Annotated in this window: 25 protein-coding genes; 15 read left to right on the forward strand and 10 right to left on the reverse strand. The window is 67.4% G+C overall.

The window, feature by feature from the left end:
- Positions 1-5: 5 nt before the first annotated feature.
- The gene (locus OG225_RS11435; RefSeq protein WP_405181643.1) at positions 6-953 is read right to left on the reverse strand and encodes an AraC family transcriptional regulator; all 948 of its coding nucleotides are present in this window, start codon (positions 951-953) and stop codon (positions 6-8) included.
- Between the two features lie 1056 nt (positions 954-2009).
- Positions 2010-2939: an NAD-dependent epimerase/dehydratase family protein gene (locus OG225_RS11440; protein ID WP_405181644.1), complete on the reverse strand. Its 930-nt coding sequence runs from the start codon at positions 2937-2939 to the stop codon at positions 2010-2012.
- A gap of 158 nt (positions 2940-3097) precedes the next feature.
- On the opposite strand from OG225_RS11440, the gene OG225_RS11445 reads away from it, so the two are divergent.
- The 3 genes from OG225_RS11445 to OG225_RS11455 all read left to right on the forward strand — a co-directional run bounded on the left by OG225_RS11445 (position 3098) and on the right by OG225_RS11455 (position 7052).
- A complete protein-coding gene (locus OG225_RS11445; protein ID WP_405181645.1) occupies positions 3098-3796 on the forward strand; it encodes a TetR/AcrR family transcriptional regulator in 699 nt (232 codons plus the stop codon).
- A gap of 107 nt (positions 3797-3903) precedes the next feature.
- Positions 3904-5940, forward strand: coding sequence for a CocE/NonD family hydrolase (locus tag OG225_RS11450; protein ID WP_405181646.1), 2037 nt, complete (start codon positions 3904-3906; stop codon positions 5938-5940).
- A gap of 113 nt (positions 5941-6053) precedes the next feature.
- Positions 6054-7052 (forward strand): diiron oxygenase, encoded by a 999-nt coding sequence (locus OG225_RS11455; RefSeq protein ID WP_405181647.1) that lies wholly within the window; start codon positions 6054-6056, stop codon positions 7050-7052.
- Between the two features lie 7 nt (positions 7053-7059).
- On the opposite strand, the gene OG225_RS11460 is transcribed toward OG225_RS11455, so the two are convergent.
- Positions 7060-7791, reverse strand: coding sequence for a TetR/AcrR family transcriptional regulator (locus OG225_RS11460; RefSeq protein WP_405181648.1), 732 nt, complete (start codon positions 7789-7791; stop codon positions 7060-7062).
- Between the two features lie 146 nt (positions 7792-7937).
- Between OG225_RS11460 and OG225_RS11465 the strand changes: the two genes are divergently transcribed.
- The 3 genes from OG225_RS11465 (at position 7938) to OG225_RS11475 (ending at position 10376) form a co-directional block, all read left to right on the forward strand.
- On the forward strand, positions 7938-9302 hold the full coding sequence (locus OG225_RS11465) for a flavin monoamine oxidase family protein (protein ID WP_405181649.1): 1365 nt from the start codon (positions 7938-7940) through the stop codon (positions 9300-9302).
- Positions 9303-9516: 214 nt separating this feature from the next.
- Complete coding sequence (locus tag OG225_RS11470; protein WP_405181650.1) at positions 9517-9855, forward strand: Lsr2 family protein; 339 nt, start codon at positions 9517-9519, stop codon at positions 9853-9855.
- Between the two features lie 134 nt (positions 9856-9989).
- Positions 9990-10376, forward strand: a complete 387-nt coding sequence (locus tag OG225_RS11475; protein WP_405181651.1) for a hypothetical protein — start codon at positions 9990-9992, stop codon at positions 10374-10376.
- Positions 10377-10378: 2 nt separating this feature from the next.
- Here OG225_RS11475 and OG225_RS11480 read toward each other — a convergent pair whose 3' ends face one another.
- Positions 10379-11599, reverse strand: coding sequence for a PucR family transcriptional regulator (locus OG225_RS11480; RefSeq protein WP_405181652.1), 1221 nt, complete (start codon positions 11597-11599; stop codon positions 10379-10381).
- A 592-nt stretch (positions 11600-12191) separates the two neighbouring features.
- Between OG225_RS11480 and OG225_RS11485 the strand changes: the two genes are divergently transcribed.
- From OG225_RS11485 to OG225_RS11505, 5 genes are all read left to right on the forward strand, one after another.
- Positions 12192-12365: a hypothetical protein gene (locus OG225_RS11485; protein ID WP_405181653.1), complete on the forward strand. Its 174-nt coding sequence runs from the start codon at positions 12192-12194 to the stop codon at positions 12363-12365.
- 47 nt (positions 12366-12412) lie between these two features.
- Positions 12413-14080 (forward strand): leucine-rich repeat domain-containing protein, encoded by a 1668-nt coding sequence (locus OG225_RS11490; protein WP_405181654.1) that lies wholly within the window; start codon positions 12413-12415, stop codon positions 14078-14080.
- Positions 14081-14167: 87 nt separating this feature from the next.
- Positions 14168-14821, forward strand: coding sequence for a TetR family transcriptional regulator (locus OG225_RS11495; protein WP_405181655.1), 654 nt, complete (start codon positions 14168-14170; stop codon positions 14819-14821).
- A 59-nt stretch (positions 14822-14880) separates the two neighbouring features.
- Positions 14881-16107, forward strand: coding sequence for a cytochrome P450 (locus tag OG225_RS11500; RefSeq protein ID WP_405181656.1), 1227 nt, complete (start codon positions 14881-14883; stop codon positions 16105-16107).
- Positions 16108-16264: 157 nt separating this feature from the next.
- Positions 16265-17248 (forward strand): Acg family FMN-binding oxidoreductase, encoded by a 984-nt coding sequence (locus tag OG225_RS11505; protein WP_405181657.1) that lies wholly within the window; start codon positions 16265-16267, stop codon positions 17246-17248.
- A gap of 17 nt (positions 17249-17265) precedes the next feature.
- On the opposite strand, the gene OG225_RS11510 is transcribed toward OG225_RS11505, so the two are convergent.
- Positions 17266-17433, reverse strand: coding sequence for a hypothetical protein (locus tag OG225_RS11510; RefSeq protein ID WP_405181658.1), 168 nt, complete (start codon positions 17431-17433; stop codon positions 17266-17268).
- A 506-nt stretch (positions 17434-17939) separates the two neighbouring features.
- Between OG225_RS11510 and OG225_RS11515 the strand changes: the two genes are divergently transcribed.
- Positions 17940-18371, forward strand: coding sequence for a hypothetical protein (locus OG225_RS11515; RefSeq protein ID WP_405181659.1), 432 nt, complete (start codon positions 17940-17942; stop codon positions 18369-18371).
- 1 nt (position 18372) lies between these two features.
- Here the strand turns inward: OG225_RS11515 and OG225_RS11520 are convergent, their stop codons facing one another.
- Together OG225_RS11520 and OG225_RS11525 are read right to left on the reverse strand one after the other, a co-directional pair.
- Positions 18373-19398 (reverse strand): Acg family FMN-binding oxidoreductase, encoded by a 1026-nt coding sequence (locus OG225_RS11520; protein WP_405181660.1) that lies wholly within the window; start codon positions 19396-19398, stop codon positions 18373-18375.
- Between the two features lie 81 nt (positions 19399-19479).
- On the reverse strand, positions 19480-19920 hold the full coding sequence (locus OG225_RS11525; RefSeq protein WP_216905846.1) for a helix-turn-helix domain-containing protein: 441 nt from the start codon (positions 19918-19920) through the stop codon (positions 19480-19482).
- A gap of 114 nt (positions 19921-20034) precedes the next feature.
- Between OG225_RS11525 and OG225_RS11530 the strand changes: the two genes are divergently transcribed.
- From OG225_RS11530 to OG225_RS11540, 3 genes are all read left to right on the forward strand, one after another.
- Positions 20035-20946 carry an NADP-dependent oxidoreductase gene (locus OG225_RS11530; protein WP_405181661.1) on the forward strand — a complete coding sequence of 304 codons (912 nt, stop codon included), beginning with the start codon at positions 20035-20037 and terminating at the stop codon, positions 20944-20946.
- A gap of 71 nt (positions 20947-21017) precedes the next feature.
- Complete coding sequence (locus tag OG225_RS11535; RefSeq protein ID WP_405181662.1) at positions 21018-21440, forward strand: GntR family transcriptional regulator; 423 nt, start codon at positions 21018-21020, stop codon at positions 21438-21440.
- 26 nt (positions 21441-21466) lie between these two features.
- Positions 21467-21652 (forward strand): FCD domain-containing protein, encoded by a 186-nt coding sequence (locus OG225_RS11540; RefSeq protein WP_405183237.1) that lies wholly within the window; start codon positions 21467-21469, stop codon positions 21650-21652.
- Here OG225_RS11540 and OG225_RS11545 read toward each other — a convergent pair.
- The 3 genes from OG225_RS11545 to OG225_RS11555 form a co-directional block, all read right to left on the reverse strand.
- Positions 21636-22580, reverse strand: coding sequence for an undecaprenyl-diphosphate phosphatase (locus OG225_RS11545; protein WP_405183238.1), 945 nt, complete (start codon positions 22578-22580; stop codon positions 21636-21638). The genes OG225_RS11540 and OG225_RS11545 overlap by 17 nt on opposite strands.
- A gap of 150 nt (positions 22581-22730) precedes the next feature.
- Positions 22731-24311: a copper resistance CopC/CopD family protein gene (locus OG225_RS11550; protein ID WP_405181663.1), complete on the reverse strand. Its 1581-nt coding sequence runs from the start codon at positions 24309-24311 to the stop codon at positions 22731-22733.
- Positions 24295-24987 (reverse strand): DUF1775 domain-containing protein, encoded by a 693-nt coding sequence (locus OG225_RS11555; protein WP_405181664.1) that lies wholly within the window; start codon positions 24985-24987, stop codon positions 24295-24297. Before OG225_RS11555 ends, OG225_RS11550 begins: the two co-directional genes overlap by 17 nt.
- Positions 24988-25006 lie beyond the last annotated feature (19 nt).

Genomic DNA, 25006 nt, shown 5'->3' on the forward strand with positions numbered 1-25006 from the left:
GCGGACTACCCGCCGCCGTCGCCGAACAGGTCTTCGCGCGTCTCGGCGGGTGTCCGCCCGTAATGCTCGCGATAGGACTCCCGGAATCTGCGCGTGCTGGGGAATCCTTCCTCGAAGGCGATTCGGTCCATGTCGACCGGCAGCGCGGCGGACAATCGCCGATGCGCCCGTTCGACACGGACCGCGCGCAGCATCGCACCCGGCGAAGGATATCCGGCTCTTTTCAGCGCCCTGTACAACGTCGGCTCGCTGATACCCAATATCGCGGCGATGGCTCGCGGCGTCACAGCGCGGTCGTTCGCGTGCTCTTCGATGAGACGCCGTGCGCGTTCCGCGTCCGCGGCGCGCGTGCCCGACCCGACGGCGGGGAACGGGTTGAGCACCCCGTCGAGCAGCATGAGCGCCCCGGAGAACGCGACGCTGAAATCCGCTGCCGTCCACCCCTCGGCCTCGACGAGCAATCGGACCTGCGCGTCCAGGGCGCGTACCAGGGGACGCTTCTCGTCCAGCGCGAGCGGGGCGTCCTCGGCGCGTCGGGGATCGATCGATCCTTCGGGGACCGTCATGATCAATGCGCTGATGGTGTCGTCGTGCGTCATGAACAGCGGACGGTTCCAATGGAAGAAGCCGATCTTGCCCGGCTGGAAGATCTCCCTGGAATCCCCCTGTTCGAACTCGAAACGCCCGCGCAACGGGATCAGGAGTCGGTAACTGTTGTCGCCTTCGTCGGCTCGAATATTCCGTCGAGAGCGCCGGTAATCCACTGCGGCCGAGGAGAATCGGACTATCTGGAAACGGCCGACGTTCTGGGCGTACGCGTCCGATCGGAATTCCTCGGCACGAAAAGCCAACCCGACCGAGCCCTGCCGGTTGCTGAGATACCAATCCCAGGACGCCGTCGGATCTTCGTCGTCGGTCGTGAATTCCTCTCTCCGATACTCCGCATCGGTCACAGGGACCGCCCTTCCACGCACCCGCAAGCAGCAAAACTTGGCACAAGATTACAACTCGAGGGTCGATGTGCCTCGGCGACAGTGGCGGGGGAGCGGCGGTGCGTCGGCAGCTACATGGACTCGACCGTCGCTCGCTCGTCGGGCACCGTGTCGACAGGAAATGACCGTGATCCGACAGGAAATCGGTCGAGACCCGGGAGCCGCGCGAATTATTGTGCGAGAAGGCCTTTCACGAGACCGGTCGGCTCCGTCCACGACGAGGTGGCGTCGGAGATCTCACAGCGTGACCGGCACCCCGATGCACAACACACCGAAAGGCAACACGACCCCCGGAGTCGGGAGCCACCGAGTTGGCGAGCGGGCCGAGTACCCCGGCCTCCGGCATCCGGCGTGGGCAATGGTCTCGATCACCCGGTAGGTCGATCGTGTCCCGACAGGACAGGCGGCGCAGCTGTGACGCGCCGCCCGACGGTCCCGGCCCCGGTGGCCGGAGGGGAGTTCGCGGTGAGCGCACCCGACCCGCGAACACCGCCACCGGGGCCGGCGACCACGAGTCGCCCCGACGATCCGACACGAAAGGCCTTCTGATCGGCGGGGTCTGCTGTTGCCGTGTGCCGTGAGGCCATGGACCACACCCCCGGTCGCGGTCCATGGCCACTCGGTCGATGTGTTCTTCTCGCAGGCTGATACCCGGGTCTGCTTTCCGGTGTCGGAGAGGATCGGGAGGGAGGAGGCGTGAGCCCTGTAGCCTCCCTCGCATGCGGACCGAGGGGGTTCACGCTGCGCGCGGCATGATTTGGCGCTGGAACAGGAAGCGTGCAACCGGGGTCGTAGAAACGACAGCCGGTGATGAAATTTGGTTCGGCTTGGATTCTCTTCGAGGAAGAAATTTCGACGCAATCAATATCGGGGACCTTGTTGACGTCGAGTATGAGTTCGCTCAGCAAGACTCGCACGATCGACGCGCGGTGCTCATAACCTGGGTCGAATCTTGAAACAAAAGATCTCCCGCTCATGTGTCGGCGAACGCGTCGGGGCGCACTGGATGAGGTGAACTCATCCTTGGGTTTTCCACCAGGCGACGGTGGCGGCGACGGCCTCGTCCAGGGGTGTGGCTTCCAGGCCGAGTCGAGTCTCGCTGAGGGTGGAATCGAATTCGATCGGTCCGGCGAGGTGGTAGCTCATCTCGGCCATTTCCCGCATGAGGCCGTTGACCGAGCCGATCGCGCGGATCATCCAGGGGGCGAGGGCGGTGACTTTCGGGTCGTCGATTCCGGCGACCTGTCCGATGAGTCCGATCAGTTGACGTTGGGTGATCGCGGGTGCGGTGGGAGCGTGCAGGAAAGAGTTCCAGAGTTCGCGGTCGGTGGCGGCCCGGATCATGGCGGCGGCCAGATCGGGTACGTAGGTGAAGGAGTGGGGGAGGTCGATCCTGCCGAGTGCTTTGGCGCGTTTGCCCGCGAGCAGGGGTGCGAAGAGGGTTTCGCCGGCCACCGAGGAGCGTACGTGGGGGCCGAGGAAGTCGGCGGCGGCGACGCTCACGGTCGGTGTGGTGTGGGCTTCGCGGGCGCGCAGTAGGGCGACGCGGACCGCGGGTTTGCCGAAATCGGCGTTGCGGGGGAGGTTTTCGGTGATGCGGCCGGTGACCCTGCCGTAGGAGTAGACGCTTTCGGGGAAGGCGACCACTGTTCCCGCCCGTCCGGCCTCGTCCATGACGAGTTGTTCCATGCCGGGCAGTTCCTTCCACCAGGTGGTTGCCTCGTATTTCGAGGCGTGCACGCAGTGATAGACGGCCGCGGCGCCGTCGAAGCGTCCGGCCAGTTGCCGGGGGTCGCTGATGTCGACACGCTGACGCTCGACGAGGGGGTGGTCGGGGCCGCCGCCGGACCGGGTCAGGACGCGGACCGTGTGGCCGGAGGTCGCGAGTTGTTCGGCGACGGAGAGTCCGACGGGTCCGGCTCCGGTGACGATATGCAGTGACGACATGGTCGATCCTTTTCGTTCGTCGCCCCGTTCGGGGGCGGTGATCTCTTTCGAGAGCGACGCTCTCTGACGACTTCGAGCATGGCCGATGTCCGCCGACATTGTCAAGAGCAGTGCTCTCATTAGTTGACAACGCTCTCTAGTGCGAGCATGGTGGTGGTATGCCGACGACACCCCGCTCCCGCGCTCGCGCCCAGACCATGGAGGACATCGTCAGGATCGGCCGCGAACACCTGGCCAGTGACGGCGCGGCGGCGCTCTCGCTGCGCGCGGTGGCACGCGACCTGGGTGTGGTGTCCTCGGCGGTGTACCGCTACGTCAGCAGCCGTGACGAATTGCTGACCCTGCTCGTCATCGACGGATACAACGCCCTCGGTGACGCGGTCGACGCCGCGCTCGCCGATGCCCCGGACGATCCGGCGCTGCGGCTACGGGTGCTCGGCCGCGCGGTATTGCACTGGGCGCGCGCCGAAACAGCAAGGTACGGATTACTTTTCGGCACACCGGTGCCCGGCTACGCCGCGCCCGCCGAGCAGACGGTCGAACCCGGTACCCGTGTGATCGTCGCCATGCAGGCACTCTTCGCCGACGCCTGCGCGCGGGGTTTGCTGACTCCGCCCGATCCGCTGCCGCGGCTGTCGGGTCCGCTGGCGGCGAGCTTCGCCGCGATCCGGTCGGAATTCGGTCTCGACGTACCGGATTGGCTGATGGCCAGGGGGGTCACGGTGTGGCCCGCCCTGTTCGGCGCGGTCACCTTCGACGTCTTCGATCAGTACGGCGCCGAGACCTTCGCCGATCGCGACGAACTGTTCGAGCTGCAACTCGACGGATTCCTGGACATGCTCGGTTTCGGTCGCTGAATCGCGACACTCGGTGATTGCCTGTTGCCCGGAGGTGTACGCGCCGTTACAGTTACCCGCCGGTAGGTAGGCGATGTCGTCGGTGACATCGGAACGAGTGGGGACTCATGAACAGACGGCGTCGTCTCGTCCGGGTCGCGGTCACCTTCGTGGTGGCGGCGATCGCGATCAGCACCGGTGTGATATCGGCGCAATCCGGGCGGGCGGTGCCGGACGGGGGAGTGCTCGGCGCGCAGTGGACCGCCACGCACGACGGGCCGCGCGCCTATCCGAATGTCTTCATCGAATGGGACGTCCCGATCACGATGAGTGACGGCACCGTGCTGAAGGGCAATGTGTATCGGCCCGCCGACGCCTCGGGGCAGCCGATCCAGGAGCGCACGCCCACCATCGTCAACCTGACGCCGTATTCGAAACTCGTGTCCAATGTGGCAGATTCGGCGCTGAGCGTTCCGGTGCTCGGTGACGCGCTGATGGATGTGCTCAACCGCTTCGACCTGTCCGGACTCGGACTCGGCGGGCTCACGGAGATCGCCAAGGCGCTGCCCGCCGGTGCGGCGCGCACGTTCGCCGTCGATCGCAAACTCGTCCAGAGCGGGTACACCCAGGTCGTCATCGATGTGCGCGGAACCGGTTTCTCCCAGGGGGTCTGGCAGGTCTTCGGTGAGCGCGAGCAGGCCGACGGCGTCGAGGTGGTGAATTGGGCCGCCGCGCAACCGTGGTCGGACGGCAAGGTCGGGATGAGCGGCATCTCGTATTCGGCCATCAACCAGTTGCAGACCGCCGAACGCGGTCCCGAGGCGCTGCGGGCGATCTTCCCGGTGGTGCCCGGCAGCGATCTCATGCGCGATATCGCCGCGACCGGTGGCGGTGTCGGCATCGGTTTCCTGCCGCTGTGGCTGTTCGCGGTCAACAGCACCAAATGGGTGCCCGACGTGCGGTCCATCGTGACTGGCACTTTCGACTGGCGATGGCTCGCCGATCGTGTGCAGGATCCGATGACGTTCTTCGACTACCTGTTCGCCGCGCTGACGGTGCCGAGTGTCGACGAGATTCCGCAGAACCTGATGGGGCTGCTCCAGGACAGCACTCCGGTGCGTCAGGCGTGGCTCGGTCATCCCGACCGGATCGAGATCCCGACCTTCGTCTACGGCGGCTGGCACGACATCTTCGCCTACTCCTCCCCTCGGGTCTACGACGCGGTGAACGTGCCCGCCGACCAGAAGAAACTGATCATGGGCGACACCTACCATCTGACCACCGGCAGCGGCCTCGGCCAGCCGGGCGGACCGCCCCGGCTGGACGTGCTGCAACGGGCGTGGTTCGACCACTGGCTCAAGGGCATCGACAACGGCATCGAAACCTACGATCCGGTCACGCTGTGGCAGCAGGGCGGCGGCTGGGTCGGCGGCACCGAATTCCCCCGCGCCGGAGCCGAATACCGACGCATGTATCTCGATCCGGCCGTCTCGGGCACCGCGCGCAGCGCGTACGACGGCACGCTCGCCACGGCTCCCGGCGGCGCGGCACGGCTGACCGTCGCTCCCGAACTGCTCACCCTGTGTTCGCGGGATTCGGCTACCGGAACCGCGGGCGTGACCGCGGTACTCGACGTGTGCGCCAAGGATTCCCGCATCAGCGAGGCGGCCGCGCTGACATTCACCAGCGCGCCCGTCGCCGAGCCGACAGTAATCTCCGGACCCGTTGCGGCCCACCTGAATACGGTGCTCGACAGCACCGACGGGTATTGGGCGGTGACGGTCAACGATGTCGCGCCGGACGGTCGGTCGACCGTGTGGACCAGCGGTCAGCTCCAGGCGTCGCTGCGCGCGGTGGACGACGCGAAGGCCACCCGGTCGCCGAGCGGTGACTACACCGATCCCTATCCGGTGCTCACCCTCGACTCGCGTCGGCCGATCGTGCCCGGCGAGCCGACCGTGGTCGATATCGGTCTGGCCGCGACCGACGGCGTGCTCGCGCCGGGGCATCGCCTGCGCGTCGATATCTACGCGCTGAACCTGCCGCGTGGCCTGCCGCTGCGGCCGCTGCTCAACGAGAGCGAGCTGAAACCGCAGCATCTGGAACTCGATCCGAGTCGGCCGAGCTGGGTCAACATCCCGGTCCTCGGCGATCCCGGATGGTGAGCGGATCACCGCCGGGTATTGTCTGGGACCGTGAGTCCCATATATTCTGATGCCACGCGCACTACCGCGCATCGCCGACGCCGCACGCCAGCGGCCGGAACGAGGAGGCATCGATGACGCTGTCCGAATCGGTGGGCGTCGAACTGTTCGACCAGAGCTATCGGGACGCGCTGGCGACCCTGTCCGCGGGTTCGGTGCACCGCAAGTTCGACCCCTATCTGGATATCGATTGGGATGGGCCCGAATTCGCTATCGATCCGGATGATCCGCGCTGGATCCTGTCACCGGAATACGATCCGCTCGGTGCGACGAGTTGGTACCGGAATCTGTCGGTGCGTCGGCAGATCGACATCGGCAAATGGCGCGTCGCGAATGTGATCAAGGTCGGCGCGGCCTTCGAGAGCGTATTGATCCGCGGCATGATGCAGTACGTCATGAAGTTGCCCAACGGCGCGCCGGAATTCCGGTACTGCATGCACGAGATGACCGAAGAGTGCAACCACATCCAGATGTTCCAGGAATTGGTGAACCGCATCGGCGTCGACGTTCCCGGTATGCGTCCACTGTTTCGAGCGCTCTCGCCGTTCATCGGTGTCGCGGGTGGATACGCGCACGTCATCCTGCTGATCGGGGTCCTGGGCGGCGAGGAGCCGATCGACCACTACCAGAAGGCGGTCATCCGCGACGGCGGCAATATCCCTCCCGCGGTGCTGCGCACGATGGAGATCCACATCGCCGAGGAGGCCAGGCACATTTCCTTCGCGGGCGAATTCCTCGCTGCGCACCTGAAGCGGATGAGTGGGCCGGGAAGAATGGCCGCCGCGCTCGCCTTTCCGCTGGCCATGCGCTGGCTGGCCGGGGAGATCATGGCGCCGCCGAAATCGTTCGCCGAGCGTTTCGACATTCCCGACGAGGTGATGCGCGAGGCGTTCTGGGACGGCCCGGAGCAGCGCCGCATCCTGGCCGGCTATTTCGGCGATATGCGCAAACTCGCCCGCGAACTGGGGCTGATGAATCCGGTGACCGAGCGACTGTGGTCGGCGTTGCGTATCGGCGGTGCGCCGTCGCGCTATCGCAGCGAACCGGAACGCCGCATGCGCGAGGTCGCCTGAGCACGCGTCACGGATCGGGGACGGCCAGCCGCTCGAGCAGGGCCAGCAGCGGCTGGTCCGGATCGAGTGCCAGCCGGTGTGCGCGAGCGACGCCGTCGAGCACGCTCCACGCGTAGTTCGCGAGTTCGGCGACGAGCCGATCGCGATCGAGGGCCGGTGTGGGATCGTGCGCCCAGCGGGTGACGGTGGCCTCGGTCATCGAGACGATCGCGAAGGTCATGGTGTCGACGACCGGTTCGTCCACGACGCCGATCACCCCGGCCAGCCCGGAGACCAGCCGCCGCGTCCTCGCCGCGATCGAGGTCTGCAAGCTGCTCATCGCGTTCGTCTCGTCCGGATCGCCGACGGCGGGCCCGCGGCGCAGGAATTCGTGCAGCCGGGGATGCCGATCGATCCAGTCGACCACCGCGCCGATGCTGCGGTGCAGGATGTGATGGATGGAGCCGTCGGTGACGTCGAGGGCGGTGTCGAGCGTATCGGTGAACTGTTCGCAGATCGTGGTCCTGGTTCGGCGATCGAGTTCGTCGCGGCCGGAGAACTGGCGGTACACCACCGATTTCGACAATCCGGCCCGTTCGGTGATCGACTGCATCGCCACCTCGGCCCCGGCCGGGCCTTCCTCGAGCAACTCGATGAGCGTCGCCACGATGCGTTCGCGCCGCTGGTCGTTGTGCGGCTGCCAACGCGCCTGCCTGCCGCCCCCGACGGGGGTCGACGCGGGTGACGAGGGGACCGGCACCGGTCGAGTCTAGAACACCGGGCCGGGGCCGTCGGAGACCGTCGGAACACCTCGGCCCTTCGGTGCGGGCTTCGCATTCGGCCGAAGGAGCGACCGCGGACGCATACGGTGTGTATGTCGGATTCGTCGGTTGAAGGTGGATCGTCATGGAGATGTCGACGGAGGTCGTCGTGGTCGGCGCGGGCCTGGCCGGGCTGGTCGCCGCCAGGGAGTTGATCCGGCGCGGCCTGGACGTGCTGGTGCTCGAGGCGCGCGACCGCGTGGGCGGACGCCTGCTCAACGCGCGATTACCGGGCGGTCTGCCGATCGAGGTCGGCGGCCAGTGGGTCGGCCCCGGCCAGAACCGGGTGCTCGCGCTGATCCGCGAACTCGGACTGAAAACCTTCCCGACCTTCGATGACGGGTTGCGCATCGCCGAACTCGGAACGGCGCGTTCGGAATACAGCGGACGGATCCCGAGGCTGAATCCGGTGGCGCTGGCCGATATCGCGCAGACGCAGTGGCGGCTGGATCGGATGGCGCGCCGGATCCCCGCCGCGGAACCGTGGCTGGCCGCCGACGCCGAACGTCTGGACTCCCAGACCTTCGCTACCTGGCTGCGCCGGACCGCGCGCACCCGCGACGGGCGGGCCTTCCTCCGGTTGATCACCGAGGCGGTGTTCTCGGCGGGCCCGGAGGATCTGTCGGCCCTGTGGGCCGGTTTCTACATCGGCGCGGCGGGTGGGCTCGACGCGTTGATCGATACCGGGGGCGGGGCGCAGCAGGATCGCGTGGTGGGCGGATCGCAGCGGATCGTCCTCACGCTGGCCGAGGAGCTCGGTGAACGGGTGATACTCGGAGCGCCGGTGGACGGGATCGACTGGGATCCGGCGGGTGTCCGGGTGCGGGCGGCGGGCATCGCCGTTCATGCCCGCCGTGCGGTGCTGGCGATCCCGCCGCCGTTGAGCGCCCGCATTCGCTACGCTCCCGGCCTGCCCGGTGATCGTGATCAACTCGTCCAACGTCTTCCGATGGGGCGGGTGATCAAGGTGAACGTCGTCTACGACGAACCGTTCTGGCGGCGTGACGGTTTCAGCGGCCAGGCCAACAGCGATACCAGGGCGCTCGGTACGGTTTTCGACAACACGCCGCTCGACGGCGCCCCGGGCGTACTCGTCGGGTTCCTCGAGGGCCGCCACGCCGATATCGGCGCCCGCCTCGGCCATGGCGGCAGGCGCGCGCGGGTGCTGGCCGATCTCGTCGGCTACTTCGGTCCGAAGGCGGGCGACCCGATTGATTTCATCGAAAGAGACTGGGCGGAAGAGGAATTCAGTCGCGGTTGCTACGGCGCGTTCGCCACTCCGGGGACGCTGACCCGATTCGGTCCCGCGCTGCGCGCCCCGGTCGGGCCGCTGCACTGGGCGGGCACCGAAACCGCCACGCGTTGGGCCGGTTACATGGACGGGGCGGTCGAATCCGGCCTGCGCGTGGCGCGCGAGATCGCTCCCGACGCGGTGGAATCGCCCGCCTGAGCGCCGCGCCGCCGCCCCGGTGGTCCGCGCGCGGTCGTGCGTGCGGAACTGGGCGGGGACAAGGGATTCGACCCGGCGGAAGTCGGGAACTTGGTTGATGCGATACTTCTGATCCCGAGCTGAACGTGAACGGTCGACGTTCGCGCGCTATTCTGCACACAGCGTTACGGAAAACACCGAAGGCAGTACCGAATACGACACGAGGGGGCTTGCTATGGCCGAGAAGGTGACTGTCACCCTGGTCGACGACTTCGACGGAACTTCGATCGCCGACGAGACCGTTCAATTCTCTCTGGACGGCGTGCATTACGAAATAGATCTGTCTACCGCGAACGCCACCGAACTGCGCGAATTGCTCGGCCCCTGGGTCGAGAATGCGCGCAGGACCGGTGGCCGGACGAAACGTTCGCTCATCACGAAGGTGCCGTCGGCATCGGACCGTGAGCGCAGCGCGGTCATCCGTGATTGGGCGCGACAGAACGGTCACCCCGTTTCCTCGCGTGGTCGCGTCGCGTCCGGCGTGGTAGAGGCATACGAACGGGCGACCGCCTGAGTTCCGTGATGGGACACTTCACAACCTGGATTCACTCGTTTCAGGCTTTTGCTCGAGACAGGCCCGTCGACGCCGATGTGGGGCGTTGTCGCCACTAACGTCGGTGGCGAGTTCGGTGCGGGTGAAGGAGTGCGATGGACGTGGACGGAACGTGCGAGCCCAGGTCGAGTCCGTCCGCGCCGCGCGGGTGCGCAGGTCAGGCGGGTGCGGAGTTCTTCGCGGCATTCCGCGACGGGCTCGATCGCGCGATCGCGATGCTCGACGACCTGGATGAATCGGGTGTCGTGCTGGCTCGGCTGGAATTGGCCGCGGCTCAGCGCGCGCGCGAAGGTGTCCCGATCGAGGCGGTGCGAAGTGCCGTCAGCGACAGCGTTCGAATGTGTTTCGGGCTCATCGAGCCGACCGCGGCGCATTCTGTCGCGGGCATGAAAGTCGATGGTGTCCGCATGGTGGAAGTGTTGGATTTGTTGACCGCGGCTGTCGACCGCGCCTATGGAATGCGGCGCGGAGACGGTTCGTAGTGTCACGGCACGCGATAGGTCCGGGCAACCAATGCGGACCGCAAGTACCACAAACCGGATGGTTGGGTGGGATCGACTCCGATCAGACTGCCGATTCTCTTCAGCCGGTAGTCGACGGTATTGGTATGCACGTGCATGACGCGCGCGGTGCGCTGGCGATTCAGATTATTTCCGATGTGCAGTCGCAGCGTCTCGAGCAGTTCGGGATGATGGTCGAGCGGATCGAGCAGCGCGCCGAGATATTCGCGACCGGGCCCCGGCCTGGTGAGCTGGTATTCCAGCGCCATATCGTCGAAGCGGTACAACCCGTTCTCACATCCCAATCGCTGCACCATATCGAGCAATTCGTGGGCCTGGTCGGCGGCTTCCGGAATCCGCTCGGCCGCCGCGTGGACCACGGCGACCGTGATCGGCACGCGCGCGGCTTCGGACAGTTCGCCGACGAGCGATTCGAGCTGTTCGTGGGAGAGCGCGGTCCGCGGGATCAGCACGGTCCCGCCGTCGACGCTGAGCAGCGACAGTGGCCGGTCCCGGCACGCGGTCGCCAGTCGCGCTTGCACCCGGCGCAGCTTGCGCCGTGCCACCACCTTCGCGTCGAGCCTCGGATCGTGCTCGTCGGGGTGGGCGGGAATCGACAGTGCCAGTACCGAATACGAATCCGCGATCTCGATGCCGCATTCCCTGGCCATGGTCGAGGTGCTGTGACCACCGAGCAGCGCGGAGGTCAGGGTGTGCACAGCGGTGTGGTGTTCGCTGACCACCGACCGCAGTTCGCGCACGTAGGCGACCGAGATGGCGGTGGTCATCGTGTCGAGGATTTCGAGGACGAGTTTGGTCCCGTCGACGAGATCGCCGAAATCGGTGGTCGTGGCTTTTCCGACCACGAGGTCGAGACCGAGTTTGAACCCCTCGTGGACCGCGTGCAGGATGGTGTCGATCGGCACGCCCTCGCGTGCCCATCCGGCCGCGGCGTGTTCGAGCTGCTCGGTCTTTTCCGGGATGTCGTCGCCGTCGAGCATGCCGACGGCCAACTGGAGACAGACGCGCGTGATGGTGGTGACGTCACCGTCGATCGCCTCGCCGGGCAAGGTCCCGCACGGCGCCACGTTGGCGACGAAGTGACCGACCATACGTCGCGAGAGCGCCCGAACATCTTGCAGCGGGGCCGACATGGGCTGTCCGGCGAGGGTGAGACCACTGCGACTCACGTTGTCGATGGCCATGGTGACTCCTTATACCGCTTCCGACACGCGATTCGGGGTGCGGACGCACACCCTGTCCACGCGGTCATGGGCTCACACCCTACCGTCCGCGTCGCGAGGCGGTGGGGCGGTGGGGTATCGGGTCACGAGGCCGCCTCGAATCGTCCTGGAACGGGAAAACGTTTCACATATTGGACACTCGATTATGAGATCTTGATCACTGCGATGGTCGTTCGTTCCGTCGGTGAACACGTTGTTGGCCCGACCCGGAAATCGTGTTCTCCCACGTCGGCGAACTTCTGGCGTCCCGGCGCCGCGCGATCGCCCCGTGGGCTCGTCGCCGGTGACCGGAGGCGGGCGGTTCGCCGTCGAAGCGGGCAGCCCTGCGGGTCCGCGGATTGGTTTATCGTCGGCGTCGGTCCTAGCCGTAATGCGCACAATGGTTGGTGCGTGGACGATGTCGGCCGGGTTGCCGGTTTGTCCGAACAGCAGTCGTCATCGGGGACGGCTCACACACGTACCGAGGTCGACCTTGCGCCACATTCCCTGCCCGAAGCGTGACGGAACCGGTGAATTCGGGAACCGCCCGGTGCTGCCCCGCCGAGTATCGGTGATGACGCAGCCGCCCGTGCGGCTCGAGGTTCCCGACGATCTGGTGGTTCGTGCGGCGAACGCGTTCACGGTGTGGGCGATCACCGACGACTACCACTGGGACGACTTCGACGCGCTGTTCTCGCGGGATGCCACCGGCACCGATCGCAAACGTGGAATACGCGGCGTCGGTTGATATTCGACAAATCCTGACGAGGTCGCTCATCGGTTTACCATTCGCCGATGACTCCCGCCACGTCTCTGATGGACTATCGCGTCATCACGGCCGAGGAAGCAGAACAGCGTTTCTCGGTCTCGGCACACATCCAGCACCCGTTCCAGGATTTCGACGACGAACAGGAGATCCGCCTCTACGAGAGCGGGCTGCGTGTCGAGGGGGCGATCAGGCCGGAGTCGGACGGCGACTGGGTGCCCTACAACGTCATCGTCGCCGGTGATCTGACGGTCACCGGCGATATCGACTGGTGGGATCACGGCAGCGGCAACTTCCTGCTCGTCACCGGAAACGCGCGGGCGCGCAACATGGTCCTCCTCGGTTGTCCCGAAGTCGCGGTGCGCGGCGATCTGACCCTCACGGGCGGAATCCACGGCAGTTACGGCGACAACGGCGGTGTGCTCGCCGTAAAAGGCCACGTCCGAGCCGAATTCGTCATCAGCACCTCCTACTTCTGCATGTCCTTCTCCGGTCAGCCCGAGGCGCTGTTGGTCGCCGACCCCTATCGCGTCAACTGCCCGGTCGATTTCGAGGACGACGAACTGATCGACATCGCCCTGCCGGAAGTGATGGGAAAGGATGGCACGCCCGACGAACGCCTGATCCATACCGCGATGCGGGCCGGTCATCCCGTACTGCCCGCGGGCCTGCGGCCGAGTCATCTGGCGGTGCTGGACGAACTGCGGGAATCGCTGCCGCGGGCGCGGGAGGTGACCGAGCTGGACCTGTCCGGCCGGAAGTTGCGTGAACTGCCCGTCGAGTTGCTGGAGTACTCGAACCTTCGGGTGCTGTCCCTCGCGGGTAACGACAGCCTCGGTGGTGCCGCCACCACCGGCGAACGCCTCGAAGCGCTGTCGGCGCTGGCGAACCTGGAGGAATTGAATCTGGCATCGACGGGGCTGACCGGTCTGCCCGACGCCATCGGCGCCCTGCGCTCCCTGCGGGTACTCGACATCTCCGGCAACGCTTTCGAGTCGCTGCCCGAGCGGATCGGCGAGTTGTCCACGCTGGAAGTGCTGCGGGCGGCGCGGCTTTCGTGCCCGGTTCCCGAAGGGCTCGGTCGGCTGACCGGACTGCGCGAACTGGATCTGTCGTCGCTACAGCCGGGGGACTACAAGAGCAGGGTCGAATTCCCGATGGCCGTCACCCGGCTGACCGGCCTGCGAAGGCTCGACCTCTCGCACGTATGGCTGACGACGGTGCCAGACGACCTGCTCGCCCTGACCGAACTGGAGGAACTCGACCTGGGCGGCTCGCTCTCGGCGATCCTGCCGGGTCTGCCGCGCTTGGACCGGCTACCGCGTCTGAAAGTGCTCCGGGTCAACGGCAGCACCCCGTGGTCGTTCCAGCCCGAACCGCCCCGCGAACTACTCGACCACATCTGGGCGATCACCACGCTGGAACACCTGGAGATCGACCGCTGGGGCGAGAAGTCCGCGGCGGGCCGGGTGCGGCGTCCCGGGCTCACCGAACTGCCCGACGACGCGTTCGCCCGGATGCCGGGCCTGCGCAGGCTGGATCTGGCCTTCAACGACCTGACGACGCTGCCCGAGTCGTTCTTCGGACTGCGCCATCTGGAATCGGTGGACCTGCGCTACGTCGAACTGGACGAGCCGACGCTCGAGCGGCTCCGCGCGGACTTTCCCGACCTGCGCGCGCGACCGGGGGACGGCTAGGACCGCCGCCGCCCGCGCCGCTGCCTCCGGAATCGGGATCTCGAAAGCATCGAATATGCCTATCTACTAGTGGTAATCTAATTACCAGTGAGTGAGAGTGTCGGCTCCGCCGATGGCGGAAAGGGGCGGGTCGCATTGGCCGAAGGCCACGATGTCGTCATGGAGTCGGCCCTCGGGCAGGGTGAGCACCGCATTCGCGAGACCGTCGTCGAACTGCTCGAGGTCCAGGGGTACGACGCGATCCAGGTGCGCGAGGTCGCCCGGCACGCGCGGGTATCGCTGACCAAGATCTACAAGCTGTACGGCACCCGCGACGACCTCATCCTCGCGGCGCTGGACTGGTGGATGGCGCGGAACTGCTACGCCGGACTTGCCGAATACTCGGCCGCTCCCGGCGAATCCCTGCACGCCGCGCTCATGCGGGTACTGCGACCGATCTTCGAACCGTGGGAGCGTCATCCAGGACTGCTGGTCGCCTACTTCCGGGCCCGCGCCTCAGCGAGCGGGGAAACCTTGATGAGTCACGGCATCGAGGCCGTCTTCCCCGCCGCGATGGCCGCCCTGGAGGACGTCGACCTCGGATTCATCCGCGATCTCGACGCGATACTCACCAGCCTCGTGTACGGGCTCATGGGTCGTTTCGCGGCCGGGGAGATCGCGGTCACCGATATCGTCCCGGCGATCGACCGCACCATGTTCTGGCTCACCGCCGGCTACGACACCGTCCGCGCGCGACCATGACCGCGTCCTTCCCACCACAGCCACAGCCCGACATCGACGTCACGAGAAAGCCCGACAGCATGACCGAAACACACGCACAGCCCTCGACCGTGGTGACCGACCCGGCGCCGGTGTACTGGGATCCCTTCGACCGCGACATCGCCGGAGACCCCTACCCCGTCTATGCCCGGTTACGCGCGGAAGCCCCCCTCTACTACAACGAGAAACACGACTTCTACGCGTTGAGCCGCTACGAGGACATCGATCGCGCGCTGCTGGACTGGAAGACCTTTTCCTCCTCGCGCGGTCCGATCCTGGAAATCATCAAGGCGGGCATCGAGATTCCACCCGGCACCCTGCTGATGGAAGATCCGCCCGCCCACGACATCCACCGGGCGTTGCTGCGCAGTGTGTTCACTCCGCGCCGGGTGCTGTCGCTGGAACCGCAGATCCGCGAGATGTGTACGCGCTCACTGGACCGGCTCGCCGGACTCGATCACTTCGACCTCATGACCGAATTCGCGAACGAGGTGCCGATGCGCGTGATCGGGATGCTGCTGGGGATTCCGGAGGAGGATCAGCAGGCGGTCCGCGACCGCGCCGACGAGAATCTGCGCACCGAACCCGGCCAGCAGATGCGGGTGTCGGACAAGGCGATTCCGCACGCGGACCACTTCGCGCAGTACATCGACTGGCGCGCCGAACACCCCTCCGACGACCTGATGACAGAACTGCTGCGCGCCGAATTCGTCGACACCGAGGGCGTGACGCGCACGCTGACCAAACAGGAGATCCTCACCTACGTCTCGGTCGTCGCCGGTGCGGGCAACGAGACGACGGCCAGGCTGCTCGGCTGGCTGGGTTCGCTGCTGGCCCGCCACCCCGACCAGCGTGCCGAACTCGTCGCCGACCCACGGCTGATCCCGAACGCGATCGACGAGGCGCTGCGCTTCGAACCGACCGGGCACGCGATCGCCCGCTATGTCACCACCGACGTCGAGCTCTGCGGCACCACCGTGCCCGCGGGCAGCGCGATGATGCTGCTGATCGCCTCGTCGAACCGCGACGCGGACCGCTGGTCGGACCCCGACCGGTTCGATATCCATCGCAAGATGAACAACCTGCGCACCTTCGGTTTCGGCACCCACTTCTGCCTCGGCGCGGCCTTGGCCCGGCTGGAAGCCAAAGTGGCGCTGGAGGAATTCCTCGCCCGTTTCCCGAGCTGGGATGTCGACTGGGACCGGATCGCACTGTCGTCGACCTCGACGGTGCGCGGCTGGGAAACCCTGCCGATCGCCGTGGGCTGAGCGGGGCCGCCTACCCCCGTAGCCGTTGCGGCCCCTACGGCTACGGGGGTGCCCGGCTGACAGCTCACCGAAGTCCCCGCCACGAGGGCCATCGTGCCCTTACTTCGCCGATGTCCACGGTGCGACCGTGAAACGACATCGAACAGAGGACGGCGACATGGAACACGGAATGCCCGACGACGCGACCGTCGAGGCGGCCATCGCGCTCGCCGTGCGGGCACCGTCGGTGCACAACACACAGCCCTGGCGGTGGCGCATCGGTGACCGCTCGGTCCATCTGTGGCTCGACCCGACCCGGGCACTGCCCGCCACCGACCCGGATCAGCGCGAGATGCTGCTGAGTTGTGGTGCGGCCCTGCACCATTTCACGATCGCCTCGGCCGCGTCGGGCTGGTCGGCCGTGGTGCGCCGCATGCCGAATCCGGCCGATCCGAACCATCTGGCCGCCGTCGAACTGGTGCCGCATCGGGCGACGCCGCAGGACATCGCCCTGTGCTCGGCCATCACGATGCGCCGCACCGACCGGCGGCACTACGCCCCGGAACCGATCCCGCCCGGATATCTCGGACTGCTGGTCGAACGCGCGCACAAACTCGGGGCGACCCTGCGCCCGGTCGCCGATCTCGAACGCGAGCGCCTGCTCGACACCGCCAGGGCGGCCGCCGCCGAGCACGAGCAGGATCCGGACTACCTGTACGAGTTGACGATCTGGAGTGGCAGGCACAGCAGTCCGGACGGTGTGCCCGCGCGCAACGCTCCGATACCGCGCTCGCGAGACGCCCTGCCCGCACGGCACTTCGCCGGCGCGCGGCTCCACGACCCGGCGTCGGAACCGGATGCCGCCCGGCTGTTGGTACTCGCCACGGCCGGGGATGATCGGGTGTCCCGGCTGCGTGCGGGGGAGGCGTTGAGCGCGGTTCTGCTGACGGCGACAAATATCGGCCTGGCGAGTTGCACGCTCACCGAACCACTCGAAATCCCGCGATCGCGGGATCGGGTGCGCGGGGGAGCGCTCGGCGGATCAGCCGCCCCACAGGCGATTCTGCGGGTCGGCTGGGCACCCACGGGTGCGCCGCCGCTGCCGCAGACACCGCGCCGGGCACCGACCGAGGTGCTGGATCCGTGCGAGTCGGTCAGGTGACCGCGCGGTCCACCGGTTCAGGGCAGCGGCACCGACCAGTGCAGTGTCGGTGGTGATCTCGACCGGTTGACGGTCACGGTCCTTCCGCCGCCGCCGCCGGCCGCGGCGGCGACGACCAATTCGGTTACCTCGTCGTGCGGGATACCCGCGGGACAGTGGCGGCCCAGCGGTCCCGTTTGCGACATCCGTCCGGCGGTGTCGCGGCCCGGGGCGATTCTTCGGGTGGAACGAGGTTGCGCGCCGGTTTCGGGGACCTTGGACCCTGTTGTCGGCAGGCCGCACGTGGTGGCGTGGGTCGGTCTCATCTCACTCGTCGGAAGCGGGGTTGTCGTCGGTGGAACTGTCTGAAACGCGGTTGATCGGGACGGTATGTCGTGTGAGTTGATCACCTGCGGCGATGTCGGGGATCGGGAGGCCGAGCGCACACTGCGATCGGTCGATCGGGTGCTGCGATATCATCGAATCGAGGCGACCGCCCGGGTGCGGCTCACCGCCGCGCCGGACGCGGAAGTTCCGGTGCTGGCCCAGGTGAACACCCGTTTCGCCGAACAACCGATTCGCGTTCAGGTCGACGGTCCCGCGGGATTCATCGCCCCGTTCGTCGCCGAACGACTGGATCGACAGATCGCGCGGATGTCCACGGGCGAGGCGCCACGGCTCTGGCCCGATCCGGCGCCCGACACTGGCGTCGGTGACCGGTCCGCGACCGATCACCCGCCGCAAATTCCGCGAGCTACGCAGGGGCGGTCTCACGGCTGCCGTCGGTGTGCTGGACGCGATGGACTACGACGCTCACCTCTACATCGACGGCGAGACCGGCGAAGACGCCACCGTCTACCGCGCGGGGCCGATCGGCGTGCACCTGGCCCGGCAGCATCGCGTCGATCCGCCACGGACTCCGAATGCCCTGCCGCTGACCATGAATCCGGATCCCGCACCCGTGCTCACCGACTCCGAGGCCGCCGAGCGGCTGTGCCGCGACGGTCTGCCTTTCGTCTTCTTCACCGACCCCGGAGACGCCAGGGGCAGGCTGCTGTACCGGCGCTACGACGGCGATCTGACGCTGGTGACTCCCTCGGCCTCGGGCCGGGTCGCCGGATCCGACGGTGCGTCGGGGGAGTAGCTCACCGCCGCACGGTGAGGAATTCGGCGAGCGGCCTGCGCGGCGTCGGTGTGATCGCGTCCCCGCCGTCCGGGGCGGTGCCGACCCTGACGACGACCTGCGGAACACCGGATTTCGGCAGCAGCCCGGCCAGTGTTGTGCGGCCGGAAGGCAATTCGGTGATATGGGTGAGGGCGCAGGTGGCGAGCCCGCCCGCGGTGCACTCGAGCAGCAGCACCGACAGCGCCTCGCCGGTATGCAACCATTCGGCGGTCGAGTCGGCGGCGGTGCTGAGGACGAGCAACCGGGCGTGGTCGTCGAGATCGCCGCGTCGCGCGGAGGGCGACCCGGGCGGGAAGCTACGTCCGACGTCGACGCGGGCGGATTCGGCGGCCGAGGCGAGCGCGTCCGCGGGCACGCCTTCCGGCGTACTGGAATGCCCTGACCACCAGTGCAATTCGGTCTGGTACTCCATGTCGTATCGGCGCAGCGCCGCGGCCTGATCCGAGGCGGCCGCGACACGGGGGCGCGCGGATTCGTCGAGGACGTCGAGTTCGAGATCGTGGGGGTGCACGAGCATGCGCGCCGCGTGCAGCAGATCGGGCAGACCCTCCGGCGCTCGCAGCGGTAGACGGTCGGTCCGGCGACGTTCGATGACACCGGCCCGCTCGGTGACCCCGTCCGGCGGGTCGGGCCACCGGCGGAAGGTGACGGTCGCTAGCAGATCCGGACGTATCGGATCGGGCAGCCGCACCGTATCGGTGTGCCAACCCTCGGCGGCCAGCGCCGTGCGCACGTGGTGCAGCATCGCACCGCAGCTGATGACCTGCTGCCTACCGCGCGGATCCGTCGTCGTCAGCTGCCGGTCGGTATCGCGATACAGGTGCAGCCTGGTGCCGTCGTACACCCACCGCCACGGCTGGGTGTTGTGGACCGACGGAGCCCGGCTCGCGAGCCGCAACGCCGCCGACACCGTCGAGAGGTCCGGTACGGACGGTGCCGAATTGCCCGGCGCGGACAGAAGTGAGGTAACTCTGCTGTCGGTCATACCATCGAGAGTCGTCCCCGGAGGTGTGCCACCGATATGGGACTTCTTCCCGAATTCGGGGGTCGATGGTCACCGTGACCGTCAGGCGTCGCGGCTGTCGTAGGCCTCGCGGTTGGCGAGCACGTCGTCCATGTGCGCCTCGGCCCAGACCTTGATGCCGCGGACGACGTGGTGCAGGGAGAGGCCGAGGTCGGTGAGTTCGTAGGTGACCGTGACGGGCACCGTCGGTGTGACGGTGCGGGTGAGCAGGCCGTCGCGTTCGAGGGCGCGCAACGTCTGGGTGAGCATCTTCTGGCTGACGCCCGCCAGGCGGGCTCCCAACTCCGAATAGCGCATGGCCCTCGGCTCACCGGCGCACGTCGAATCGGGGTGCGGACCGTCGCTGCCCAGCGCGGCGAGCACGAGGGCGACCCATTTGTCGGAGATCCGGTCCAGGAGTTGGCGGCTCGGGCAACGCGCCAGGAAGGCGTCGTAATCCATTTTCGCCTCGGCTCGCTGCTGGGCCACGGTCTTGGTCGGCATCGGTCCTCCTTGTCACCACGCGGTGGCTTACGCACTTCGGAGTGCGTACTTCCCATTGGAGAGTTACCCATCCATCGTGGAGTAGCACGACCGAAATGTCCACAGGAGGCGAATATGTCCAGTACTTTCCGCACAGCGGTCATCCGTACCCCGGGCGGCCCGGATTCCATCGAGATCATCGAGGTTCCCGTGGTCGATCCGGGGCCGGGCCAGGTTCGCGTCGAGATCGCCGGGGCGTCGGTCAACCCCGTCGACCTGGCGCTGGCGGACGGGATGTTCCACGAACTCGGATTCGTCGATCAACCCGACCACACCGGCATCGGGTGGGATTTCGCCGGAACCGTCACCGCCGTCGGCCCCGATGTCGACGTACCGGTCGGCGCCCGCGTGGCGGGCCTCGTCACCGGCTTCGATCGCGATTACGGCACCTACGCGGAGCAACTGATCGTGGCGGCCGGCGATATCGCCGTCGTACCGGACGGACTCGACCTGACCACCGCGGCCACGGTCCCGATGAATGGCCTGGCCGCCGCCCAGGCGGTCGACCTGCTCGGCGACGGTGCGGGCAGAACTCTGCTCGTGACCGGCGCGGCGGGCACCGTCGGCGCCTACGCCGTCACGTTCGCGCGGGAACGCGGCTGGCTGGTGACCGGTCTCGCCCGCACCGACGACGAGCGGTTCCTCCGCGGTCTCGGCGCGGATTTCACCACGCGGACCGACGTGCGCTCGTGGGACGCGGTCGTGGACGGCGCCGCCCTCCAGGAGCAGGGCTTGGCCCTCGTTCGCGACAACGGAGTCTTCGTGGGGGTGCGACCGGGCGCGGAACCGCAGGCCGAACGCGGCATCACCATCAGCGCGGTATCCGTCCAGCCCGACGGCGCGCGGCTCGCGCGGCTGCTGGCCGATACCGCGAGCGGCCGATTGACGGCGCGCGTGCACGCGGTCGTCCCGCTCGAACAGGCCGCCGAGGCCCACCGCGCGGTCGCGAAGGGTGGCGTGCGCGGGAAATACGTGATCCAGCCCTGAATTCGGAGTTCCGGTGACGTGAATTCCCGGGCCCTCTCTGCGTCGGGATCGCGGACGTATCGGGATGAGACGTGAAACCACTGCGGCACTCGCTGGTCGACGGCGTGCACGAGATTCTCACGTCGCGTCTTTTCTCCGGCGATATCGCGCCCGGTTCGAGCTTGAACATCGATGCGTTGGCTCGGGAATCGGAAGTGTCGCAAACGCCGATCCGGGAGGCGCTCGCGCGATTGGCCGCGACAGGTTTGGTCGTTCGGGTCGCGCATATGGGATACCGGGCGGCCGAACTCGTTTCGGACGAGCAGATGAGCGAGATCCTCGACGCCCGTCTGGCCGTTGAACCGACCCTGGCGCGGCTGGCCGCGAGCCGGACCACGGCATCGTTCCTGGATGAACTCGATCGGTCGGTGCGCAGCCTGGAGGCGCATATCGCGGGGGAGTTGTCGCAATCCTCGAACCAGGTACTCGAGCAGAGCGAAGATTCCACAATCTGATCGCCACACAGTCGGGAAACCGGTTCCTGTCCAACGCGCACGGCACGATCACCGGACATTCTCGCCGATTCCAATTGATGGGTGTCGCAGGGCGTTCCGATCACGTCGAAGTCTTCCACGAGCACGGGCTGATCCTGGACGCGCTGCGCGGCGCCGATCCCGATCGCGCGGAAGCCGCGATGAGATGCCGGTGTCTCAGGCGAATCGGATGATCGAGAAAGCCCCGACGACCACGCAATACGCGGCGAAGGGCAGCAGCGTGCGGGTCTGGAAGTATCGCTCCAGGAACCGCACGGCCAGCCACGAGGAGAGTCCGGAGACGATGGCCCCGACCAGCACCGGACCCCTGATACAGGCGGTCTCGGGGCCGATCAGTTCCGGAATCTGCAATATGCCCGCGCCCAGGATCGCGGGGGTCGCGAGCAGGAAGGCGAATTTGGCCGCGTGTTCGTGTTCGAGACCGCGCCACAGTCCGCCGACCATGGTCAGACCGGCGCGGCTGAACCCGGTCAGCAGTGCGCCGACCTGTGCCGCGCCGATACCGAAGGCGTCGCCGAATCCGAGGGCGGCCAACGGCCGGTCGGCTTGGCGTCGCGGTGGCGCTGTCGCCGTGCGGGCGCCGGTGTGGTTCTGCCGCCGGGCGAACCGTCGCCCGTATTCGGCCAGTGAGGGTTCGTTGCGTCGGCGCAGGCCCTCGCCGATGACGAGCACGACACCGTTGCAGACCAGGAAGGTCGCGGCGCATACCGGTGCGGCGAAGAGCGCGTGCAGCGGATGTTGCAGTGGCGGACCGAGTACGGCGACGGGAACGGTGGCGATGAGGATCAATATCGCCAGCCGTTGTGACACGGTGTCGAGTCGCCCGGTTCGTATGGTGGTGAGCAGTCCGGTCACGATGGCGAGCCAATCCCGCCGGTAGTGTCCGAGCAGGGCCACCGCCGTTCCCACGTGCAAGGCCACCACGAACGCCAGATACGGTGTGCGCGTAGTCGACTCGCCCTCGGTGACCAACTCCTGCCAATCGCCGCCGAGCCACGCCGCGACGAGTACCGAATGTCCGAGACTGGAGATGGGAAACAGTTCGGTGACACCCTGCACCGCACCGATGACAATCGCTTGGAAGTAGGTGAGCATCGCGATGAGTCTCGCATGCGCGCAAGGGATTCCCGGAGCGGGCCCGTGCAGGTCCGATATGACCGAATCGTCTATACCGCAGTGACTTTCGTCTGATTTGCGCCATTGCCGTAGGGGCGATGTGGCTCCCCTACGAGCCGGACACGACTGCTCGGCCTACAACGCCCGGTAGTAGAACGAGGCCAACTTCGGGCCGTGTTCACCGTCGAATCGGACGGTGACTTTCCATTCGCCCGGGGCGGGGATGATGAGTTGGTCGCTGCGCCACACCAGGGTTCCGTTCTCCTCGACGGCGTCGGTCATCTTCACCGGCAGGCGGGCGACATTGGCGGACGTGGAGGACAGGTCGACGCTGACGGTGGGGGAGTCACGGGGTGCGGGGCTGTTCGCCCTCGGGTGCTCGATGGTGAGCCGCTGCGGGCCGCGGCGAACGGAATCGATGTCGACATAGAGGATTTCGGCGGATCCGAAGTCGAGCGTGGTCGCGAGGTCGGTGGTGTAGGTGTCCTTGGCCGGAGGCAACGTCGTCAGTATCGAGGTCGCCGCCAGCACGGCGACCGTCAGCCCGGTTTCCAGGGCGATGAGGCGCGGTGCTCCGGTGTCCGCGCCGACGCGGTGGAGGCGTCGGTAGGCCCCGTATCCGAGCCCGGCGACGACCGTCGCGCCGAGGACCTTGCCGACCAGGACGAGACCGTATGTCGTGTCGAGGAGGGCGGCCAGGGGCCGCACCTGTAGGAAGGCCAGAAGTAGTCCGCCGACGGTCGCGACCGCGACGTGCCCGACGGCGATCGCGTGCCATCGTCGAAGTTCGGGCACGCCGCGGTGCACCAGGAAGATCACGGCCACACCGCCCAGCCAGACGGTGATCCCGTACACGTGAACCAGCGTGCCGAGGAACGACCAGGGCCATCCCCGCACCGAGCCGCCATGGCCTCCCAGCGTCACCGCGAGTACCGCCGCGATCGCTTGCAGTACGAGGAGCGGCGTGTGGCGACGGCGCGGCGGTGCGAGCGCGGCGGCCGAGAGCGCCACCGCGACGGCCGCCGCGAGCCCGTGCGGTGTGGCGAGCAGGGTCCGCGCGCTCGCCGCCGACACCTGCGAGAGTCCGCCGGACTGCTGTGCCGCGAGTACCGCGAAACGGGACACGAGGCCGACGATGAATATTCCGGCGCCGACGCGGTAGGTCACCCGGAATCGGCGCAGACCCATCGTTGTCGGCCATACCCACCGCGCCGAGGCGAACAGCCCGGCCGACAGGACGAGTCCGAGGTATGTGACCCCCTTGCTCGGATAGTTCAGATACTGCTCGAACCCGGCGGCGGTGTCGTCGGAGAACCTCCCCTGTTCGGTGACCGATCCCACGGTGAACTGGATCGACAGCGAGACCACGTGGGTATCCGCCGAGACGACGCGCGCGGTGGCCAGGTAGGCCCCGTCCGGCACGACATCGGCCGGAACCAGCACGACGCTGCGCTGGCCGTCGTCGAGCCGCACGTCCGAGAGAGCGAATCGCTTTCCGCCGCTGTCGATCAGCTGCGCCGAACCCTCGACCAGGGTGACCGGCTCGTTGAGCCGGAGCAGGAGCTCACCGGGCGACTTGTCGGCATGGGCGCCATCGGCGGGCGACGTCGATTCGAGTCCGGCATGCGCCGACGCGGCACCGGCCGCCCACACCGAACTCGCTGTGACAACAAGGAATACGAACACCCACGGCAGGACGCTACGAACCCGTGACACGGTCCCGCCGCGACACCCACGTGACTGCGACCGAGGCGGCGAGAGCGAGAAGGAGGCCGATCACCGAAATCGAATGCCACAGCCCATCCGACGACTCGTTCGCGTCGGGGGCCGCCGCGTCGTCGTGATGATTCGCCCCGGCCGCCGTGGCGGACTCGCCGTGCCCGCCGTCGTGGCCGTGTCCATCGGCGGCCGCGTTCAGCGTCACGATCGGGGCCGGATGCTCGGGCTCGCTGGCCTTGTCGACCGCGACCTCGTTCCACGACACCACCGCGCCGTCGCTGTAGCGCTGATCCGAGGGCAGCGCCACCGAATCCTTGCCCTTGGGCCACGGTCCACCGGAGAAGGAGAACTCCCGGTATTCGGTGTTGCCGAACCCGCTCGCAGGGTCGGTCGCGGTCCACACGATCCGCGACACTCGCTCGGCACTGCCCACATTCTGGCGTTCGACGGTCGCGCTCCAGCCCGGAATCGGCAGTGTCCTGGCGGATTTCAGGTCGACACCCTCCGGAATCGTCACGGTGAGGGCGACCGTGGCGGCGCGCCCGGACTCGCCGGGCACGATCAACCGCACGATTCCGTAGCCGCCCTGCGTGACCGGCGTGCCGTCGGAACGGACATGGGCGGCGGCGGGAGCGGCGAGAGCCACGAGCGCCAGCGCCGACGCGAGAGCCACGGCAACCGACCGCCGGGGG

It is taken from the genome of Nocardia sp. NBC_01377 (genome assembly GCF_045040005.1).
Classification (GTDB): Bacteria; Actinomycetota; Actinomycetes; order Mycobacteriales; family Mycobacteriaceae; genus Nocardia; species Nocardia noduli.

Bases quoted from the DNA above. Each gene is read 5' to 3' on its own strand.
- OG225_RS11445 (WP_405181645.1), top strand. From the start codon at position 3,098: ATGCCGACGACACCCCGCTCCCGCGCTCGCGCCCAGACCATGGAGGAC.
- OG225_RS11525 (WP_216905846.1), bottom strand. From the start codon at position 19,920: ATGCCGACCAAGACCGTGGCCCAGCAGCGAGCCGAGGCGAAAATGGAT.
- OG225_RS11510 (WP_405181658.1), bottom strand. From the start codon at position 17,433: ATGTCGCAAACGGGACCGCTGGGCCGCCACTGTCCCGCGGGTATCCCG.
- OG225_RS11465 (WP_405181649.1), top strand. From the start codon at position 7,938: ATGGAGATGTCGACGGAGGTCGTCGTGGTCGGCGCGGGCCTGGCCGGG.
- OG225_RS11520 (WP_405181660.1), bottom strand. From the start codon at position 19,398: ATGACCGACAGCAGAGTTACCTCACTTCTGTCCGCGCCGGGCAATTCG.
- OG225_RS11505 (WP_405181657.1), top strand. From the start codon at position 16,265: ATGGAACACGGAATGCCCGACGACGCGACCGTCGAGGCGGCCATCGCG.
- OG225_RS11530 (WP_405181661.1), top strand. From the start codon at position 20,035: ATGTCCAGTACTTTCCGCACAGCGGTCATCCGTACCCCGGGCGGCCCG.
- OG225_RS11470 (WP_405181650.1), top strand. From the start codon at position 9,517: ATGGCCGAGAAGGTGACTGTCACCCTGGTCGACGACTTCGACGGAACT.
- OG225_RS11475 (WP_405181651.1), top strand. From the start codon at position 9,990: ATGGACGTGGACGGAACGTGCGAGCCCAGGTCGAGTCCGTCCGCGCCG.
- OG225_RS11480 (WP_405181652.1), bottom strand. From the start codon at position 11,599: ATGGCCATCGACAACGTGAGTCGCAGTGGTCTCACCCTCGCCGGACAG.
- OG225_RS11450 (WP_405181646.1), top strand. From the start codon at position 3,904: ATGAACAGACGGCGTCGTCTCGTCCGGGTCGCGGTCACCTTCGTGGTG.
- OG225_RS11490 (WP_405181654.1), top strand. From the start codon at position 12,413: ATGACTCCCGCCACGTCTCTGATGGACTATCGCGTCATCACGGCCGAG.
- OG225_RS11455 (WP_405181647.1), top strand. From the start codon at position 6,054: ATGACGCTGTCCGAATCGGTGGGCGTCGAACTGTTCGACCAGAGCTAT.
- OG225_RS11500 (WP_405181656.1), top strand. From the start codon at position 14,881: ATGACCGAAACACACGCACAGCCCTCGACCGTGGTGACCGACCCGGCG.
- OG225_RS11440 (WP_405181644.1), bottom strand. From the start codon at position 2,939: ATGTCGTCACTGCATATCGTCACCGGAGCCGGACCCGTCGGACTCTCC.
- OG225_RS11485 (WP_405181653.1), top strand. From the start codon at position 12,192: ATGACGCAGCCGCCCGTGCGGCTCGAGGTTCCCGACGATCTGGTGGTT.